This window comes from Sorangium sp. So ce406, assembly GCF_051474675.1.
Lineage (GTDB): Bacteria > Myxococcota_A > Polyangia > Polyangiales > Polyangiaceae > Sorangium > Sorangium cellulosum_G.
In genome coordinates, this window is sequence record NZ_CP150340.1 from 2,616,384 (window position 1) to 2,634,390 (window position 18,007).

Consider the following 18,007-nt stretch of genomic DNA (forward strand, 5'->3'; position numbering starts at 1 on the left):
CGGCCGCGGCGCACCACGGCGCCGGCCTGCGCTCGCGCGCCGCCGCGCGCTCCGAGCGACGCAGACGTACCGCCGCGATCGAGCGCAGCGGCCGAGATCGCGCTTGCTCCTGCCGCTATGGCGGACTATTGTCCTCGATAGCAGACGTGTGGTGCTCGAGGGGAGATCTCCCGTGCGGAGACGTCCTGGCCGAGCTCCACCTCCTCTCATGGAAGGAGCCATGATGGTCAGCCTTGCGCTCGATTCAGCCGCTCTGGCGGAGACGTACGATCGCGTCAGCGATCGGCAGTTCAACCATGGAAAGCTGCTGATCGAAGATCTCCAGGTATCCCAGGGTGAGCGCGTCCTCGACGTCGGGTGCGGGACCGGGCGGCTCGGCGCCCACGTGGCCGAGCTGGTCGGCCCCTCGGGCGAGGTGGTCGGCGTCGATCCGCTGCCGCTCCGCGTCGCGCTGGCGAACAGCAAGCGCGGGTCGAGCTTCCGCGCCACCGTGGGCCGGGCCGAGGATCTCTCGCAGTTCGCCGACGGGAGCTTCGATGTCGTCTTCCTGAACAGCGTGCTCCACTGGCTGCCGGAGAAGCTCGGCCCGCTCCGCGAGGCGCGCCGCGTGCTCAAACGGGGAGGGCGACTCGGCATCAGCTCGGCCGCCAAGGAGCGCCCGCACGAGGTCGAGCGGGTGCTCGAGGACGTGCTGTCCTCTCTCGGCCTGAACCGCACCGCGGAGGCGTCCGGCAGCACGCCCCACAAGGTGACCTCCGACGAGCTGACGAGCCTCCTCGTGCAGGCCGGATTTCCGCAGCCGAAGCTCCAGATCCGCACCTTCACGGATCACTTCACGGACACGGACGACGTGATGGCGTTCAACCTGGCCAGCTCGTTCGGCAACTTCCTGTCCAACTTCGCCCCTGCCGACGCCGAGCGGGTCAGGGCAGCGCTCGAGGCAGAGCTCGAGCGCCGCCGCGCGCCGGAGGGGATCCGGCTGCAACGTCACCTGATCTTCGCCGCGGCGCGCGCGGACGGCTGACCGGCCGTGCGGATCGACGCGGCTCGCTCCGAGGGGCACCCGGCGCGGCGCGCCCTCGGCGATGCCCGGCCGCGCCCGGCGCTCGGGCACGCCTGAGGGCGGCCGTGCTAGGTTCGCCGCCGGCCGCTCGGAGGGCAGGTGAGCGAACAGGTCGACATCCAGGTGCTGTACCGCCGCGGGGACCTCGAGGCGCTGCGGGAGCCATGGAACTCGCTGTGGCAGCGCTGTCCGGCGGCGTCGACGTTCCAGCGGCCGGAGTGGCTGATCCCGTGGTGCCGCGAGCTCGGGCCCGAGGAGGTGCTCACCCTGGCCTTCTGGTCGGGGCAGGAGCTCGTCGGCCTGGCGCCGCTCGCGATCCACCACTACCGCGGGGAGCGCCTCGTCGCGCTGCTCGGCGCAGGGATCACCGATTACCTCGATGTGCTGGCCGCGCCGGGGTACGAGCGCACGGTCGCAGAGGCGGTGTTCGCCTGCCTGCGCGAGCGGGCCGATGCGTGGGATGTCGTGGAGCTCGGGGATCTGCGCGCCTCGTCACCCTTGCTCGGGGTCGAGGCGCCCCCCGGCTGGTCGGATGAGGTCGAGAAGCACGAGGCCTGTCCGATGGTGACCATCCCGGAGGGCGCCGGGCCGGACGAGGTGCTCTTCCCGGGCATCCGCGCGCGCGTCGCCCGGGCGCGGAAGCGGCTCGCGAAGGCCGGGGCCGTGCGCGTCGACATGGCCGACGCGGCGGGCGTGGACGAGCTGCTCGACGCGCTGTTCGCGACCCACCGGGCGCGCTGGACGTCGCGCGGCGAGGGCGGGGTGCTCGACGAGTCGCTCCGGCCGTTTCACCGCGCGGTCGCCAGGGGCATGTGCGCGCGGGGCGCGCTGCGGCTGTACGGGCTGCGGCTCGACGGGCGGATCATCGCGTCGTTCTACGGGTTCGCCGAGCGAGACCGGCTCGCGTGGTATCTCAGCGGATTTCATCCGGATTTCGCCGTCCTGAGCCCCGGGCTCGCGCTGTTCGCCAGCGCGATCGAGGGCGCGGCGCGCGAGGGCGCGCGGACCGTGGACTTCCTCCGCGGCCGCGAGCCGTACAAGTACGAGTGGGGCGCCGTCGACCGCTGGACGTACCGCCGGCGGCTGCGGCACCAGGGGGCGCGCGACGCCGGGCAGGAGGTCGGGCAGGGCGAGCTCGATGGCGCGGTGAGGGCCGTGATGTCCGGAGAGGTGTCGCCGGAGGTCGGCCTCGTGCGGCTGCTCGGCGCCGCGGGGGACCTCGCGGCGGCGGAGCGCGCGATCGAGGCCGCGCGGCCGGCGGCGGGGCAGGTGGGTGAGGGGAGCGCGGGGACGGGCGAGCCGGCGGCGCGCCTCGAGGCGCTGCGCCGCTGCCTGGAGGGGCGGCGCGCCGCGTGCGCGACCGTGGTGGAGATCCTCGGCGCGCACCGGGAGGCGGGCGCCGGCGCCGGGGCGGACGCGCCGGCGCGCGCCGCGCGGCTGTTCGACGACCTCTGCGCGCGCTCGGAGGAGGCGAGCGTCGCGGCGTACTCGCTCGGCGATCCGGAGATCCTCGAGCGGGCGACGCGGGAGGTGGTCGAGCTCCTCGAGCGGTGGGGCTTGCTCGGGGAGGACCGCGCGATCCTGCAGATCGGCTGCGGGATCGGCCGCTTCGAGGCGGCGCTCGCGCCGCGGGTGCGCGAGGCCTGGGGGCTCGACGTCGCGCCGCGCATGATCGAGGCCGCGCGGCGCCGGTGCGCGGGGCTCGCGAACGTCGTGCTCGCGGTCTCGTCGGGCGCCGATCTCCGCGACGCGCCGCCTGCCCGCTTCGACCTCGTGTACGCGGTCGACTCGTTCCCGTACCTCGTGGCGGCGGGCGAGGCGGTCGTGGATCGTCACCTCGCGGAGACGCGCCGGCTGCTGCGCCCGGGCGGGGAGCTCGTCGTCCTGAACTACTCGTACCGCGGCGACGCCGCGCGCGACGCGGCCGACGTCGCGCGGCTCGCGGCGCGCCACGGGTTCGACGTGCTGGTGAGCGGTGAGCAGCCGTTCGCGCTGTGGGACGGGCGGGCGTACCGGCTGCGGAGGCTCGACCCTTGGTGAGGCCGATCTCGGCCGTATCCTGACGCCACGAGAGGAAGAGGGACGAACCACAGAGGCACAGAGGGCACAGAGGGGAGAAAAGAGAGAGGGAGGTGAGGCTCTCTCTTCGTCCCGTCTCTCCCTCTCTCCCTCTCTCCTCTGTGCCCTCTGTGCCTCTGTGGTTCGTCTTCTCTCTTCTCACGAAGGCACACGGCCCGCGTAACCGGCGACGCACCCGCCTGGAACACCCCGCCGGCACACCGCGCCGTCCGCAGACCGCGATGTCGAGATCCTGCCACCCCCCCGGCGCGGCGAGGAAGAAGCGCTGCCGCGCGTCCGTAGCAACAGGCAGAAGGTACTTGACATGAAAACCTCGATCTACCGCGCGTTTGCCCTGCTCCTCCTGTCCTCGTCGATGCTGCCCGCCTGCGCCGCCGTGGAGCTCAACCCCGGTGCGGAGAAGGTCATCGTCACCAAGCAGCCTGCCCCCCAGGGGTGCCGGTTCCTCGGGACCGTGATCGGTGAGCAGGGCGGCTCGATCTCCGGCAAGTTCACCAGCAACGCCAACCTGCAGGAGGGGGCGGTGAACGACATGAAGAACAAGGCCCACGACCTGGGCGGCAACTACGTGGTGCTGGAGAACACGAACGCCGGAAACACCATCTCCGGCGATCGAGACAGCATCTCCGGCGAGCAGACCGACGTCACCCACATGGGCAACACGTACAGCTGCCCTCCCCAGCTCGTCGGCCTGCTCTGAGGCGACCCGACCCCCGTCGAGCGGCGCGCGGCGATGTCCCGCAACGCGGCGCGCCGCGGCTCATCCAACGTCGACGAAGCGCAGGTGGAGCGTCGTCCGGCGGCAGCCCGCCGGGCGGGGACTCCGCCGCTGGGCGCGGCCGCTGCCGCGCTTCGCGCCGCGCGGAGGGAGCCGGCACAGGGGGAGTGAACATGGAGATGTCGTTGTCCAGGCGTACGGCCGCGGAGTTTCTCGGGACGTTCTGGCTCGTGCTCGGCGGCTGCGGCAGCGCCGTGCTGGCGGCCGCGTACCCCGGGCTGGGGATCGGCTTCCTGGGCGTGGCGCTCGCGTTCGGGCTCGCCATGCTGACGATGGCGTACGCGGTGGGCCACATCTCGGGCGCCCACTTCAACCCCGCCGTCACGATCGGCCTGCTCGCCGGCGGGCGCTTCCCCGCGAGAGACGTCCTGCCGTACCTCCTCGCCCAGGTCGGCGGCGCCATCGTCGCCGCGGGGATCATCTACACCATCGCCAGCGGCGCCGCCGGCTTCACGGTGACCGACGGCTTCGCCTCGAACGGCTACGGCGCGCACTCGCCCGGCGGCTACTCGCTCTTCGCGAGCCTCGTGGCCGAGATCGTCCTGACGTTCGGCTTCGTGATGGTCGTCCTCGGCGCGACCGATCTCCGCGCCCCGATCGGGTTCGCGCCGATCGCCATCGGGCTCGCGCTCACGCTCGTTCACCTCATCGGGATCCCGGTCACGAACGTCTCGGTGAACCCGGCGCGCTCGACCGGCCCCGCCCTGTTCGTCGGCGGGTGGGCGCTGTCGCAGCTCTGGCTGTTCTGGCTCGCCCCGCTCCTCGGCGGCGCGCTCGCGGGGGTGCTCTACCCGCTCCTCGTGGGCGCGAGGCCGACCCGCGCCGTCGCCGTGCCGCGCTCCACGGTGTGAGGGCGGGGCGCGGGGCAGGCCGCGCGTGAGGGCTCGGCCTGCGGGCCGAGCCGGTCCCACGCGAGCTTGGCCGTGAGCACGAGCCCGAGCACGACCACGAACCAGCGCACCTTCTTCGGCGCGATGCGCCGGGCGACCACGGCGCCGACGAACGAGCCGACCACCGCCGCCGCCATCATGATCGCCGTGGCGACCCCGTCGACGGCGCCGGCGAACACGAAGGCGATCGCGGCGACGCCGTTGATCAGGCTGGCGAGCACCGTCTTGATCGCGTTCATCCGGTGGATGTCCACGTTGCCCGCGAACGAGGACAGGAGCGCCAGCATCATGATGCCGATGCCCGCGCCGAAATAGCCGCCGTAGACGCTCACGAGGAACTGGAGCAGGAACACGAGCCACGGCCGCGAGGGCAGGGCGAACTCTTCCGCTGCGCCCGCGTCGGCCTGCGCGGAGGGCCTCGCCGGGCGCAGGTTCTGCCAGAACAGGAGCAGCGTCGCCAGGAGCACGAGCCCGGGCACCGCGGCGTCGAACACGCGCTGCGGCGTCACGAGCAGGAGCGCCGAGCCGACCATGCCGCCGAGCAGCGACGGCAAGAGCAGCACGCGGAGCACGCGGTGGTCCCGGGAGAGCTCGCGGCGGTATGCCCACGCCGACGCGAGCGACGCGGGCGTGAGCGCCACGGCGTTGGTCGCGTTCGCCGGGAGCGGGGCCAGCCCGGCCGCGATCGCCGCGGGGAAGGACACCAGCGTCCCGCCCCCGGCCACCGCGTTGATGACGCCGGCCACGGCGGCGCCGCCGGCGAGGAGCGCTGCGCTCGTCAGATCCACGGCGCGCGACATGGCCCGAGCGCGGCCGCGCTGTCAACCGCGGGCCACGCCGCGCTTGAGCGGAGATGCGCCGCGCTCCTACGATGGCCGTGCCGCCGATCTCGGCGGTCGCTTCTCCCTGGAAAGCCGAGCGCCATGCCGCGATCTCTCCCGCTCCTCCCCGCCGCGCTGCTCTCGGCGCTGTCGTTCGTCGCGGTCCCCCCGGGGGCGGCCGCCGGCGAGGGCCAGCCGGATCGCGCGCACGTCTGGGTGGCCGACGACGGCACCCGCGTGCGCAGGGAGGACGTCGGCCTGCCGCTCTCGCGCGGCGAGGGGAACGCGCTCTTCCGGCCAGGCGAGCCGATCCGGCTCGGCGCGCTGCGCGGGGAGGTCGTCGCGTTCCAGGTGATCGTCGAGGCCGGCGCGGAGCCCGTGCGCGGCGTCACGGTCGAGGTCGCGGGCCTCGGCCCCGCGGCCGGCGCGGGCACGCCCGCGAAGCCGGCGGCGCCCGCGAAGGAGCCCGCGGCGCCGGCGCAGCAGCCGCAGGCGCCAGGAGAGCCGCCCGCGCAGGCGATCCGGATCGACCGCTTCGTCGAGCACCACGTCGAGATCAAGCTGCGCTCGCGCAACGATCGCAGGCCCATGGAGTCGCTCGGGTGGAGCCCGGCGGCGCGGCCGCCCGACGACGGGCACCTCGGCTTCCTCCCCGACGCGCTCATCCCGGTCGAGCTCGCGCCGCCGTGGGCGCCCTATCCGATCGAGGTGGGCGCTCGCGAGGCCCGGGCCGTCTGGATCGACCTCCACGTCCCCGAGGGCGCCGCCCCCGGCGCGCTCGAGGGCAAGGTGGTTGTCGGCTCGGCCTCGCACGGCGCGCTCGCGTCGCTCGATCTGCGGCTCGACGTCGCGGCGGCGACGCTTCCGTACAGCGCCGTCGACTTCATCGCGTTCTACGAGGCCGACAAGGTCGCCCAGCGGGTCGGCGACGGCCCCGGCGTCGAGCAGCAGCTCTGGCAGCTCCTCCACGAGCACCACGTCGACGGCTTCGCGTCGGTCCGGAGCCCCGCCGAGGTGGAGCGGCTGCGCGCGGCCATCGACGGCTCGCTCTACACGGAGGCGCGCGGCTACCGCGGGCCGGGCCAGGGCGTCCCGCCCGCCGCGGTGGCGCTCGGCGCGTACGGCGGCTTCGGCGATCCCAGGGAGGAGACCCTCCGCCGCGTCGAGGCCGTCGCCGAGCTCCTCCCGCCGGCGGTGGACGACGTGATGCTGTACGCGGTCGACGAGCAGTGCGAGAGCCCCCGCGGGCCCGGGTGGCGCCGGCTGGTCCGCGGCTCGCGCCTGTCGTCGCGCATCCTCGTGGGGCACTCGTGCGGCGAGGTCGACCCCGTGAAGCAGGACGTCGACCTCGTGCTCACGCCGGCCAACCGCTTCGACTCCGTGTGGGCGCGGGCCGCGCGCGAGGCCGGCAAGCGGCTCTGGGTGTACAACGGCGCGCTGCCGCGGGCCGGCACCTTCATGATCGACGCGCCGCTCACGGGGCTCATGGCCGACGGCTGGATCGCGGCCTCGCACGAGGTGGGCCGCTGGTTCCTCTGGGAGACGGCGTTCTGGCACGACGGCAACCGCGGCGGCAAAGGGCCTGTCGACCCGTTCACGGTCGCCGAGAACTTCCACAACCAGGACGGCGACGCCTGCCTCGGCGACGGCATGCTGCTCTACCCCGGGACGCAGCGCGGGAAGTTCGCCTCCCGCTCCGTCGGCTTCGCCGGCGTGCTCCCCTCGATGCGCCTGAAGAGCCTGCGCCGCGGCATCCAGGACGCCGGCTACATCGCGCTGGCGAGGTCGGCGTCGCCCGACGCCGCGGACGCGATCGTGAAGGAGGTGATCCCGGCCGCGCTCGACGAGGCGCGCGACACGTCGCCCGCCGCGTGGAGCAGCGAGGGCGCCCCGTTCTTCCGGGGCCGTGCCGCGCTGCGCGCCCTGATCCCCGCGGGCGCGTCGCTCGACCCCGCCGGCGTGCGCCGCGTGCTCGCCGAGGCGGCGGTGGCGCGGCGCGCGCTCGTCCCGCTCGCGAGCGCGCAGGGCGCGTCCGACGGGCGCGACGGGCGCCCGGCGGACGGCCCTGGGCCCGCCGAGCCCGGGCCGCCGGGCCGGTGGCGCCCGACGGGGCTGCTCCTCGCCGTGGCCGCGCTCGGCGCCGCGGCGGTCGCCCTCGCGCTCGCGCTCTACCGCCGGGGGAGGCCGGGGCGCGGGGCGGAGGGGCGCTGATCCTGGCGACCGCCCCGCCTCCGCGGCGCCTGCTACGCTCGCGCCCGCCATGCAGAGCCCACCCGACGGCCGGCGCCCCGGCCGAGCGCACCTCCGACGCCTCCTCAGCCTCGCCCGCCCGGAGCTCGGCAAGCTCGCGCTCGGCACCCTGTTCCTGGCCATCGGCAGCGGCATCAGCCTCCTGTTCCCCCAGGCGATCCGGAAGATCATCGACGACGCCCTCGGCCCGGGCAGCAGCGTCGACGCGATCGACGGCGCGGCGCTCTGGCTGGCGCTGCTCATCGTGGTCCAGGCCGTGGCCGTCGCGCTCCGGTACGTCCTCTTCTCGACCGCCGGCGAGCGCGTCGTGGCCCGGCTGCGGGCGCAGCTCTTCGAGCACCTGCTCCGGCAGGAGGTCGCGTTCTTCGACGACCACAGGACCGGCGAGCTGACGAACCGCCTCGCGTCGGACACGACCGTCCTGCAGAGCGCCGTCAGCGTCAACGTCTCGATGGCCCTGCGCTACGCCGCGTCCGTGATCGGCGGCGTCGCGTTCCTCTTCTACACGTCGCCGCGGCTCACCCTGCTCATGCTCGCCGTGGTGCCCGTCGTGGCGATCGGCTCGGTCGCCTACGGCCGTAGGGTCCGCCGGCTCTCCCGCAGCGTGCAGGACGCGCTCGCCCGCGCCAGCGAGGTCGCCGAGGAGGCGCTCTCCGGCGTCCGCACCGTCCGCGCCTTCGCCGGCGAGAAGCGCGAGGTCGAGCGCTACGCCGGCCGCGTCTCCGAGTCGTTCGAGCTCGCCCGGAGGCGCATCCGCGCGTCGGCGAGCTTCATGGGCATCGTGACCTTCGCGGGCTACAGCGCCGCCGCCCTCGTGCTCTGGTACGGCGGCCACCTCGTCGTCGCCGGCCGCATGACCCTCGGCGGGCTCACCTCGTTCCTCGTCTACACGATCGTCGTCGCCTTCGCGCTCGGCGGCCTCAGCGACCTGTGGGCCGACTTCATGAAGGCCACCGGCGCCGCCGAGCGCATCTTCGACCTCCTCGACCGCGAGCCCGCCATGGCCGACGCCGGCGGCGTCCAGCCCCACGCCGTCCAGGGGAGCCTCGATCTCCAGCGCGTGCGGTTCAGCTACCCGACCCGCCGGGACGTGCCCGTGCTCAAGGGCATCGACCTCTCCGTGCGCCCCGGAGAGGTCATTGCCCTGGTCGGCCCGTCCGGGGCGGGCAAATCGACGATCGCCTCGCTGCTCCTGCGGCTCTACGACCCCGACGACGGGCGCATTCTCCTCGACGGGCGCGACCTCCGCGAGCTGGCGCCGACATGGCTCCGCCGGCAGATTGGCATCGTCGCGCAAGAGCCTCTCCTCTTCGCCACGAGCGTGGCCGATAACATCCGTTATGGACGGGAGAACGCGACGGACGAGGAGGTCGAGGCCGCCGCGCGCGCGGCCAACGCGCACGATTTCATCCTGAGGTTCCCGGCGGGGTATCAGACGCTCGTCGGCGAGCGCGGGGTGCAGCTCTCCGGCGGGCAGAAGCAGCGCGTGGCGATCGCCCGCGCGATGCTCAAGGACCCGAGGATCCTCGTGCTCGACGAGGCGACGAGCGCGCTCGACGCCGAGAGCGAGCACCTCGTGAAGGGGGCGCTCGACGCGCTGATGAAGGGGAGAACGACGTTGATCATCGCCCACCGGCTCTCGACGGTGATGGGCGCCGACCGCGTGCTCGTGATGGATGGGGGTACGATCGTGCAGAGCGGGGCGCACGCGGCGCTCATCGCCCAGGACGGTCTCTATCGCCGGCTGGTCGAGCGGCAGTTCGTGAGCGCGGACCTCACGACGATTGCTGGATGATGAGCCGCTGCGTCGACCTGCGCTCCCCCACGATGGAGACCGCCGTCTCCGAGGCGAGCCCCGCCGCGCCCTGCGACGTGCGGCGGAGCGTGCCGAGCAGCGCAATCCAGCCGTGCTCGCTGGTCGTGAGGGCGCGCGCGCCGATGCCGTCCATGCGGGTCAGCGCCTTGCGGGCGATCCGGAACACGCTGCGGTCGATGCCCTCGATCAGGTCGAGCGTGGCGCCGAGCCGCTCCTGCGTCTCGGTGCGCACGTCCTCGAGGAATCCGAAGCTCGCGCGCACCACCTCCTCGACGACCCCGAGGCTCCCGTCTACCCAGGTGTAGATCAGGCCCTCTCGCGGGTTGCTGATCAGCTCGCGAGCGGAACCGTTGCTGCCGGCCATGCCCTGGCCGGAGATGCTCTCGTCCATCTCGAACCCCCTTCTTCCATCGTTGTTGGCAGGCAACTCGCCCGCTGCGAACTCACTATCAACAACCGACGTCTCGGATCGGTTATCACAGGGCAACAAAAGCGTGAACTCTTTCTTTGTGTGCGCGGCCCTTTCTCCAGCTCTCTGGAGTCCCCACGCGCGAGGGCCCTTTGGTCGGTGCCCGCCCGGGCGTGCTGCTGAATCTGCCAACTTCCAGTGAAAGCGCGCGATAAACGGCCTTCGCGTAAGGGAGGTGAGCTAGCTGCCGCAGGAAGATCCTTAGTCCTTGGCAGGCGCGTCCCGGCTCGCTACGGTCTCGCGGTGCCCGCGAGGCCCAAGAAGCCCACGCGATTCATCATGGGAACCACCTTGTCAACGATCCTGGCCGCCTCCTGCGCCTCCAGCGCGCCGCGCGACAAGGCGCCGCCCGCGCCGCAGGCTCATGAGCTCCTGGCCTTCGAGCTGCACGAAGGCGACATTCGTAACCACTTCTTCCGTCGTGGCCATATCGCCGCTCATCTCCTGGTGACCTCGGGGGCGTTGCCGCGGCTGATCGTCGCTTTTCCCGCGGGGAACATGGGGATCGCGGTGTGGTTCGACGCGCCGCCGGCGCCTGTCGGTCTCGCGGTCGAGGGGGGCCTCTCGGGCGTGGAGCGGCCCGACGGGATGCGCGGCGTCTCGGCGCTCCTCGTGAGCGCGGCGCCGGCGCTGCGCGCGCGCCGGCTGGTCCTCGGGAGCGTCCGCACGCTCCGCGACGTGGGCCGCGACGCCGAGCTTCCGGCCTGGCTGCGCAGCGACGTCGAGGCCGGCGCCGCCCCGGGCGGCGGGTCGATCGCCGCGCGGCGCACCACGGTGGACGGCGAGCACCACCTCGAGCTGCTCGTCGAGGCCGAGGACGGCACGACGGTCACGCTCGGGGCCGACGGCCAGATCGAGCTCGCGGCGGGGCCGCGGGGCCTGCGCGTCCGGGTGACGGCGCTCTCGGACGAGGCGCCGCTCACGCCGGTGCCCCTCGACGCGATCGTGAACGAGCGCGCCGCCGACGAGCCGCGCCACCGGCAGGCGCTCGCCTTTCTCACGTACCGCGAGAAGCTGCTCGCCGGGTCGTGGCGCTTCCTCACGTACTTCGGCCGGGACACGCTGCTCGCGGTCCGGATGCTCCTGCCCGTCCTGGAGCCCGACGTCGTCGAGGCGGGGCTCGGCTCGGTCCTCGATCGCCTGAGCCCGGCGGGGGAGGTCGCGCACGAGGAGGCGATCGGCGAGTACGCGGCGCTCCTTCGCCTGGCCGCGGGCGGCGGCGGGCACGCGGCCCAGGGCAGCGGCGGGGCGCTGCGCGAGCCCATCCTCGATTACAAGATGATCGACGACGATTTCCTCCTCGCGCCGGTCGCCGCCGAGTACCTCCTCGGCGCGCCCGGCCGCGAGCGCGCCGAGGCCTTCCTCGCGCGCCGCACGCCGCGCGGCGAGACGTACGCCGAGGCGCTCGCGCGGAACGTGTCGCTCGTGCTCCGCCTCGCCGCCCCGTTCGCCGAGACGGGGGATCCGAGGGCGCTGATCGCGCTCAAGCCGGGCGAGTCGGTGGGCGAGTGGCGCGACAGCGAGGAGGGGCTCGCGTTCGGCCGGATCCCGTACGACGTGAACGTCGCGCTCGTGCCCGCCGCCCTGCGCGCGTCGGCGCGGCTGCTCGCGAGCCCGCTGCTCGGCGCGGACGACGAGGGCGCCCGTCGGGCAGAGCGGCTCGCGCGCGCGTGGAAGGACGCCGGCGTGTTCTTCCGGGTGGAGCTGCCGGAGGGCGAGGCGCGGCGGCGCGTCTCCGCCTATGCGGCGTCGCTGGGCGTCGACCCGGCGCCGGCGCTCGCGTCGCTCGCGGGGACGCTCTCGTTTCCGGCGCTCGCGCTCGACCGGGAGGGCAGGCCCATCCCGGTCATGCACTCCGACGACGGCTTCGTCCTGCTCTTCACGGATCCGCCGCCGGGCGCCCTCGAGGAGATCGCCGGCCGCCTGATCCGCCCGTTCCCGGCCGGCCTGCAGACGCCGGTGGGCATCCTGGTGGCGAACCCCGCGTTCGCGCCGGACCCGGCGATCCAGGGGCTGTTCACGGCCGGCCATTACCACGGCACGGTCACCTGGTCGTGGCAGCAGGCGATGCTCGCCGCCGGCATCGACCGGCAGCTCGCGCGCGGCGATCTGTCGTCGACAACCCGCGCGCGCGCGGCGCTGGAGCAGGCGCGGCGCGCGCTCTGGGAGGTGATCGAGGCGTCGCGCGAGGCGAGCACGCAGGAGCTCTGGAGCTGGGCCGTCGAGGGCGGGCGCTACAAGCTGGTGCCGTTCGGCGCCGCGAGGTCGCACCACGACGAGTCGAACGCGGTGCAGCTCTGGAGCACGGTGTACCTCGCGGTGCGCCCGTGAGCGGCGCGCGCGGGTGATGAGCGGGCGCTCCGAGCGCCGCGCCGCCGGGGCCGCGCGCTCGCGGCGCCGGCGCGCGCCCCCTCAGATCAGCGTCGTCAGCGCGCCGCGCAGGAAGTCGCGCGCGACGACGACGTCGTGGACCTCGTCCGGGCCGTCGGCGATGCGCGCGGCCCGGGCGAAGCGGTACCAGAGCGAGAACGGCATATCCTCGCTGTACCCGAGCGCGCCGTGCATCTGGATCGCGTCGTCGAGCACCTGGCAGAGGAGCCGCGCGACGTGGTTCTTCGCCATCGAGGAGTAGGGGCGCGCCTCCTTCTCCTTGCCTTGCTCGAGCATCGACGCGCAGTGCAGCGTCATCAGGTTGCCGGCGTGGATGCCGGACGCGGCGTCGGCGATCTTCTTCTGGATCATCTGGTGGTGCGCGAGCGACTTGCCGAAGCTCTCCCGCGTGAGGACGTAGTCGCGGCACATCGCGAGCGCGCGGTCGGCCCAGCCGAGCCAGCGCATGCAGTGCGTGAGGCGCGCCGGCACGAGGCGCCGCTGCGCGAGGAGGAAGCCCTCGCCGACGCCGCCGAGCACCGCGTCGTCGCCGACCCGCACGGCGTGGAAGCGGAGCTCGGCCTCGCGGTGCGCGAGCATCGGCGGGCTCATCACGGGCACATCGCGCACGTGCTCGACGCCCTCGGCGTGGCGATCGACGACGAACATCGTCGCGCCGGTGCGCGGATCGTCGGACGTCCGCGCCATCACGATGAGGAACGCCGCGTCGCCGCCGCCGGTCGTGTACCACTTGTGGCCGTCGATCACCCACCCGTCGTCGACGCGCGCCGCCTTCGTGCGCAGGTTCGACGGATCGGCGCCGGCGCCGGGGGCGGGCTCGGTCATCGAGAAGCCGCTCGTGATCTCGGCCCGGGCGAGCGGCGCGAGGTACCTCGCGCGGATCGCGGGCGAGCCCGCCTTGAGCAGCAGGTCCATGTTGCCCTGATCCGGCGCGTCGCAGTTGAAGCAGGCCGCGCCGAGCGGGGAGCGGCCCATCTCGCGGAAGAGCGCGCACATGCCCATGATCCCGAGCCCGAGCCCGCCGTGCTCCACGGGCAGGTGCGGGACGAAGAGCCCCTCGGCCCGCGCGCGCTCGCGGAGCGCCGTCAGCGTGTCCTTCCGTCGCCCGCGATCCTCCTCGAGGATCGACGCCTCGCTCGGGATCACGTGCGCGTCGACGAACGCGCGCACGCGGCCGCGGAGATCGGCCAGATCGGGAGGCAGATCGAAGGAGATCGTCACGGCGGCAGTATAGGAGGCCGGAGGGGCGCGTGATAGCGTCGGACGCGCGATGGCCCTCACCCCGCCGACGAACGCACGCGCGCCCCGCGAGGCGCACCGGATCGACGAGGCGGCTCTCGGTCGCTGGCTCGCCGAGCACGTCGAGGGCTGCGCTGGAGCCACGGTGACGGTCGCCCAGTTCAAGGGCGGTCAGTCGAACCCGACGTACTGGCTGGGCGTCGAGGGCGGGGCGGGCGGAGATCTCGAGCTCGTCCTGCGAAAGAAGCCGCCCGGCCAGCTCCTTCCGTCCGCGCACGCCGTCGAGCGCGAATACCGGATCCTGCGCGCCCTCCGCGCCACCGAGGTGCCCGTTCCGGACGCGCTCGCCCTCTGCGAGGACGGCGCGGTGATCGGCACGCCGTTCTTCGTCATGCGGTACGCCGCCGGGCGGATCTTCTGGGATCCGACCCTGCCCGAGCTCGGGACGCCCGAGGCTCGCCGCGCGGCCTATGCAGAGTACGTCCGTGTCCTCGCGGCGCTCCATCGCGTCGATCACGCCGCGGTGGGGCTCGTGGACTATGGCAAGGCCGGCGGCTTCGTCGCGCGGCAGGTCGAGCGCTGGTCGAAGCAGTACGAGGCCTCGCGCACGGGCGAGGTGCCGGCGATGGAGGCGCTCATGCGCTGGCTGTCCGCGAACGTCCCGGCGCGGGACGAGACGACGCTCGTCCACGGCGACTACCGGATCGACAACCTCGTCTTCTCGACCGGCCCTCGGCCCGAGGCGGTCGCCACGCTCGACTGGGAGCTCTCGACGCTCGGACACCCGTTGAGCGATCTCGCGTACGCCTGCATGGGCTACCGCATCAACCTCCCCGGCCGCGGCGGCCTCGCCGGGGTCGACGTCGCGTCGCTCGGGATCCCGACCGAGGACGAGATGGTCGCCTCTTATTGCGAGCTCAGCGGCCGCGACGGCATCGAGGCGTGGCCGTACTTCATGGCCTTCGGCATCTTCCGCCTCGCCGCGATCGCCCAGGGCGTCTACAGGCGCAGCCTGCAGGGCAACGCGAGCTCGGACGACGCGGGCGGCTACGGCGCGGCCGTGACGGTGCTCTCCGAGCTCGCCTGCGGGATCGCGGGGATCTCTCCGCGCTAGCGCCTCGTCAGGCCGCGAGGGCCTCGGGGTGGCGCCTTCGCCACCACGTGAGGCGAAGGCGCATCACGGCCGCGAAGAGCCGCATGGACAGGCTGCCGGACGGGGGAAGGGGCTGCACCCGGGTGTTCTGGAACGACGCCACCCGCCAGCGCGCGTCGTCGCCCCGCACCACCACGACCGTCTGCCGCGACCGCCGGCTCGCGGGCGCCGTCTCCTGCCAGGGCCAAAGCACCGCGCCGGTGCTGACGACCACGGCCGTGTCGGGGCCGAGGAAGCGCACGCGCTCGATCTCGCCGACCAGGCGGGTGCCAGCGAGCACGCCGGCGAAGAGCTCCTCGTGGAGCCTGCGGTTCTCCTCGCGGCCGCGCAGCCACGAGCCGTCGAACGTCACGTAGTCGGAGTCGGGCGTGTAGAACGCGTCGACGGCGCTCGCGCCCTCGCGCGCCCACGCCTCGCACAGGGCCTCGAACATGCGCCGAATGGCCGCCTCGTCGGTCGAACGATCCATGGTAACCCTCCTGGCAAGTAACTCTGTTAGTGAGTAAGATAATTACTGCGGCTTGTCAAGCCGGCGGCGGCTCGGGTAGAGTGCGTGCGGGTCGAGGCGAGAGGTGATGGCCGGGAGACGGGCGAGCGCGAAGGAGGTGAGCGAGCTGGTGGACAGCCTGGGCGACCGGCTGGGCCGCGAGCTGAGCACCCAGTCGGTGCTCTTTCACCAGGCGATCGCCGAGCGGCTGGGGCTGAAGGGCACCGACCACAAGTACCTCGACGTCCTCCGGCGGGCGGCGGAGGCGGGGCCGGTCACGCCGGGCGACCTGGTGCAGCTCACGGGGCTGACCTCGGGGGGGGTGACGGGGGTGCTCGACCGGCTGGAGGCGGCGGGGTTCGTGCGCCGCGTGAAGCACCCGAGCGATCGGCGGCAGCTCGTGATCGAGCCGGTCACCGAGCGCTACGCCGAGATCGGCGCGCTCTTCGCGCCGTTCCGCGAGCGCTGGGCGGTGCTCTGCGCGCGCTACTCGCTCGCCGAGCTGCGGCTCATCTGCGACTTCTTCGAGCAGGCGACCGCGCTGATGGCCGAGGAGATCGCCCGCATGCAGGCCCCGCCCGGGCCCGGAGCCGCCCCGGCGAGCGCCGCGCCGCGCGCCGGCGCGGGCGCCGCGCCTCCCGTGAAGGCCGCGAAGGCGCGCCCGCGCCGGACCCCCTGAAGCGCCCGCGGGGGCGGGCGCGTGGGGGACGCCGCCTCGCGCCGGACGGCGAGCTGCCGTCCGTACGCTGCGCAGCTGTACGATCCTTGCGCAAGACCTCGTGATCAACCCGGGCCGGCGAGGTGCCTTTGCGGCCACGACTCGGCGTCTCCTCGCGACGGCCTGCGTGGCCGCGAGCTTGCAATGTCCTCGCGTGGAAGCACCCGGCGCCCGCCGGGGACGCGACTTCAACGTGACAAGCCACCATCGAGGACAACGACTCATGAACCGATCGCATCGACACAAGGCGCCGCACACGACGCATCGCCTCGCTCCCACCGGCATCCTGCTGCTCGCCGCCGGGCTCTCTCCCGCGTGCGCCGCGCAACCCGGTCCCGACGAGTCCGGCGCGGACGCGCTGCGGTCCGAGCTCGCCGCGGTGGTCGGGCCGTGCGGTGAGCGCTCGAGCGGCAAGATCATCACCGTCGCTCCCTCGGGCGGCGATCACCGGACGATCCAGGCCGGCCTCGACGCGGCGGCCGCGGGCGACACCGTGCTCGTGAAGGCGGGCACCTACAACGAGAAGGTCTCCTTCAGGAGGGGCGGCACGGCCGCGGCCGGTTGCCTCACCCTGCAGGGCGAGGAAGGCGCGATCCTCGACGGGGCCGGCAAGGACGGCGTCGGGATCGACATCTCCAGCAAGAACTACATCCGGGTCGCCGGCATGACGGTGCAGAACTTCAAGGGCGCTGACACGCCGATCGGCATCGGCGTGAGCGGGAGCTCGAGCTTCCTCGAGATCCGCGACAACGTCGTGCACCACATCGAGAGCGCCGAGGACGCCCACGGCATCGCCCTCTACGGCACGTCCTCGACGCCGATGACGGACATCCTCATCGACGGCAACGAGATCCGGGACTGCAAGCTCGGCTCGAGCGAGTCGCTGGTCCTCAACGGCAACGTCACGAACTTCGTGGTCTCGCGCAACACGATCCACGACAACGACAACATCGGCATCGACTTCATCGGCTTCGAGGGCCACGGCCCGGCGGGCTCGGATCAGGCGCGGAACGGCGTCTGCGTGGACAACATCGTCTACAACATCACCTCGGCGCAGAACCCCGCGTACGACGGCGAGCGGTCGGCCGACGGCATCTACGTCGACGGGGGCAGGGACATCGTCATCGAGCGGAACAAGGTCGACAGCAGCGACATCGGGATCGAGGTCGCCAGCGAGAACCGGGGCAGGACCACCAGCAACATCACCGTGCGGAACAACTTCGTGTCGCGGAGCTACCAGGGCAACATCATGATCGGCGGTTACGCCACCAACGTGGGCAACGCCGCCAACATCTCGGTGCTCAACAACACGCTTTACCAGGCCACCGGCGGCGAGATCATCCTCCAGAACAACTCGGACGGCGTCGTCATCCAGAACAACATCCTGTACGCCACGGCAGGCAACGATTACGTGAGCAGCGGCAGCAACAACAGGAACGTGCGCCTCGACAACAACATCTACTTCGGCGCGAGCTCGCGCTCGGCAGGCGCCTTCACCGACCAGCGCGCGAGGTTCGTCGACCCGCGGCTGGTCGGGCCCCCGTCCGACCTCCACCTGGCGAGCGGCTCACCCGCCGTCGAGGCAGGCGTCGATCTGGGCGACAAGAGCGGAGCGACCGACATCGACGGCGACCCGCGGACGCGCGGCGCGCGCATCGACATCGGCGCCGACGAGCGCTGACCGGGAGATCTCCGCGCCCGGGGCCGCGGCCGCGCGGCGCCGAGGGATCGACCTCGCCGGCATCACGGCGTCGCCGCACGCCCGCAGCTGGGACACAGAACAGGTCGAAACCCCGAGAAACGAACCACAGAGGGCACAGAGGGCACAGAGTTTCTCTTTGTTGTTCCTCTGT

14 protein-coding genes are annotated in these 18,007 nt (G+C 73.1%); 10 read left to right on the top strand and 4 right to left on the bottom strand.

The features are described from left to right. The first annotated feature begins 220 nt into the window (after window positions 1–220). The 4 genes from WME96_RS09810 to aqpZ all read left to right on the top strand — a co-directional run bounded on the left by WME96_RS09810 (window position 221) and on the right by aqpZ (window position 4,771). Window positions 221–1,024, top strand: coding sequence for a class I SAM-dependent methyltransferase (locus tag WME96_RS09810; protein WP_437289882.1), 804 nt, complete (start codon window positions 221–223; stop codon window positions 1,022–1,024). Between the two features lie 138 nt (window positions 1,025–1,162). Continuing rightward, complete coding sequence (locus WME96_RS09815; RefSeq protein ID WP_437289883.1) at window positions 1,163–3,103, top strand: GNAT family N-acetyltransferase; 1,941 nt, start codon at window positions 1,163–1,165, stop codon at window positions 3,101–3,103. Between the two features lie 343 nt (window positions 3,104–3,446). Further along, the gene (locus tag WME96_RS09820; RefSeq protein WP_437289884.1) at window positions 3,447–3,842 is read left to right on the top strand and encodes a DUF4156 domain-containing protein; all 396 of its coding nucleotides are present in this window, start codon (window positions 3,447–3,449) and stop codon (window positions 3,840–3,842) included. A gap of 197 nt (window positions 3,843–4,039) precedes the next feature. After that, complete coding sequence (gene aqpZ, locus WME96_RS09825; protein WP_437292297.1) at window positions 4,040–4,771, top strand: aquaporin Z; 732 nt, start codon at window positions 4,040–4,042, stop codon at window positions 4,769–4,771. Here aqpZ and WME96_RS09830 read toward each other — a convergent pair. Next, complete coding sequence (locus tag WME96_RS09830; protein WP_437289885.1) at window positions 4,708–5,598, bottom strand: sulfite exporter TauE/SafE family protein; 891 nt, start codon at window positions 5,596–5,598, stop codon at window positions 4,708–4,710. The two genes, aqpZ and WME96_RS09830, sit on opposite strands and share 64 nt — an antisense overlap. A 135-nt stretch (window positions 5,599–5,733) precedes the next feature. Here WME96_RS09830 and WME96_RS09835 point away from each other — a divergent pair, with 135 nt between their 5' ends. Together WME96_RS09835 and WME96_RS09840 are read left to right on the top strand one after the other, a co-directional pair. Next, on the top strand, window positions 5,734–7,842 hold the full coding sequence (locus WME96_RS09835) for a hypothetical protein (RefSeq protein WP_437289886.1): 2,109 nt from the start codon (window positions 5,734–5,736) through the stop codon (window positions 7,840–7,842). A 49-nt stretch (window positions 7,843–7,891) separates the two neighbouring features. Further along, a complete protein-coding gene (locus WME96_RS09840; protein WP_437289887.1) occupies window positions 7,892–9,676 on the top strand; it encodes an ABC transporter ATP-binding protein in 1,785 nt (594 codons plus the stop codon). Here the strand turns inward: WME96_RS09840 and WME96_RS09845 are convergent. Next, window positions 9,657–10,088, bottom strand: a complete 432-nt coding sequence (locus tag WME96_RS09845) for a hypothetical protein (protein ID WP_437289888.1) — start codon at window positions 10,086–10,088, stop codon at window positions 9,657–9,659. The two genes, WME96_RS09840 and WME96_RS09845, sit on opposite strands and share 20 nt — an antisense overlap. Before the next feature lie 369 nt (window positions 10,089–10,457). Here WME96_RS09845 and WME96_RS09850 point away from each other — a divergent pair, with 369 nt between their 5' ends. Continuing rightward, complete coding sequence (locus WME96_RS09850) at window positions 10,458–12,497, top strand: hypothetical protein (RefSeq protein WP_437289889.1); 2,040 nt, start codon at window positions 10,458–10,460, stop codon at window positions 12,495–12,497. 81 nt (window positions 12,498–12,578) lie between these two features. Here the strand turns inward: WME96_RS09850 and WME96_RS09855 are convergent, their stop codons facing one another. Further along, complete coding sequence (locus tag WME96_RS09855) at window positions 12,579–13,778, bottom strand: acyl-CoA dehydrogenase family protein (RefSeq protein WP_437289890.1); 1,200 nt, start codon at window positions 13,776–13,778, stop codon at window positions 12,579–12,581. A gap of 49 nt (window positions 13,779–13,827) precedes the next feature. On the opposite strand from WME96_RS09855, the gene WME96_RS09860 reads away from it, so the two are divergent. Continuing rightward, window positions 13,828–14,910 (top strand): phosphotransferase, encoded by a 1,083-nt coding sequence (locus WME96_RS09860; RefSeq protein ID WP_437289891.1) that lies wholly within the window; start codon window positions 13,828–13,830, stop codon window positions 14,908–14,910. Window positions 14,911–14,917: 7 nt separating this feature from the next. Here the strand turns inward: WME96_RS09860 and WME96_RS09865 are convergent, their stop codons facing one another. Next, window positions 14,918–15,418, bottom strand: coding sequence for an SgcJ/EcaC family oxidoreductase (locus WME96_RS09865; protein ID WP_437289892.1), 501 nt, complete (start codon window positions 15,416–15,418; stop codon window positions 14,918–14,920). A 106-nt stretch (window positions 15,419–15,524) separates the two neighbouring features. Between WME96_RS09865 and WME96_RS09870 the strand changes: the two genes are divergently transcribed. Both WME96_RS09870 and WME96_RS09875 read left to right on the top strand, forming a co-directional pair. Beyond that, window positions 15,525–16,115: a MarR family winged helix-turn-helix transcriptional regulator gene (locus WME96_RS09870; RefSeq protein WP_437289893.1), complete on the top strand. Its 591-nt coding sequence runs from the start codon at window positions 15,525–15,527 to the stop codon at window positions 16,113–16,115. A gap of 262 nt (window positions 16,116–16,377) precedes the next feature. Further along, window positions 16,378–17,835 (top strand): right-handed parallel beta-helix repeat-containing protein, encoded by a 1,458-nt coding sequence (locus WME96_RS09875; protein ID WP_437289894.1) that lies wholly within the window; start codon window positions 16,378–16,380, stop codon window positions 17,833–17,835. The last annotated feature ends 172 nt before the right edge of the window (window positions 17,836–18,007 follow it).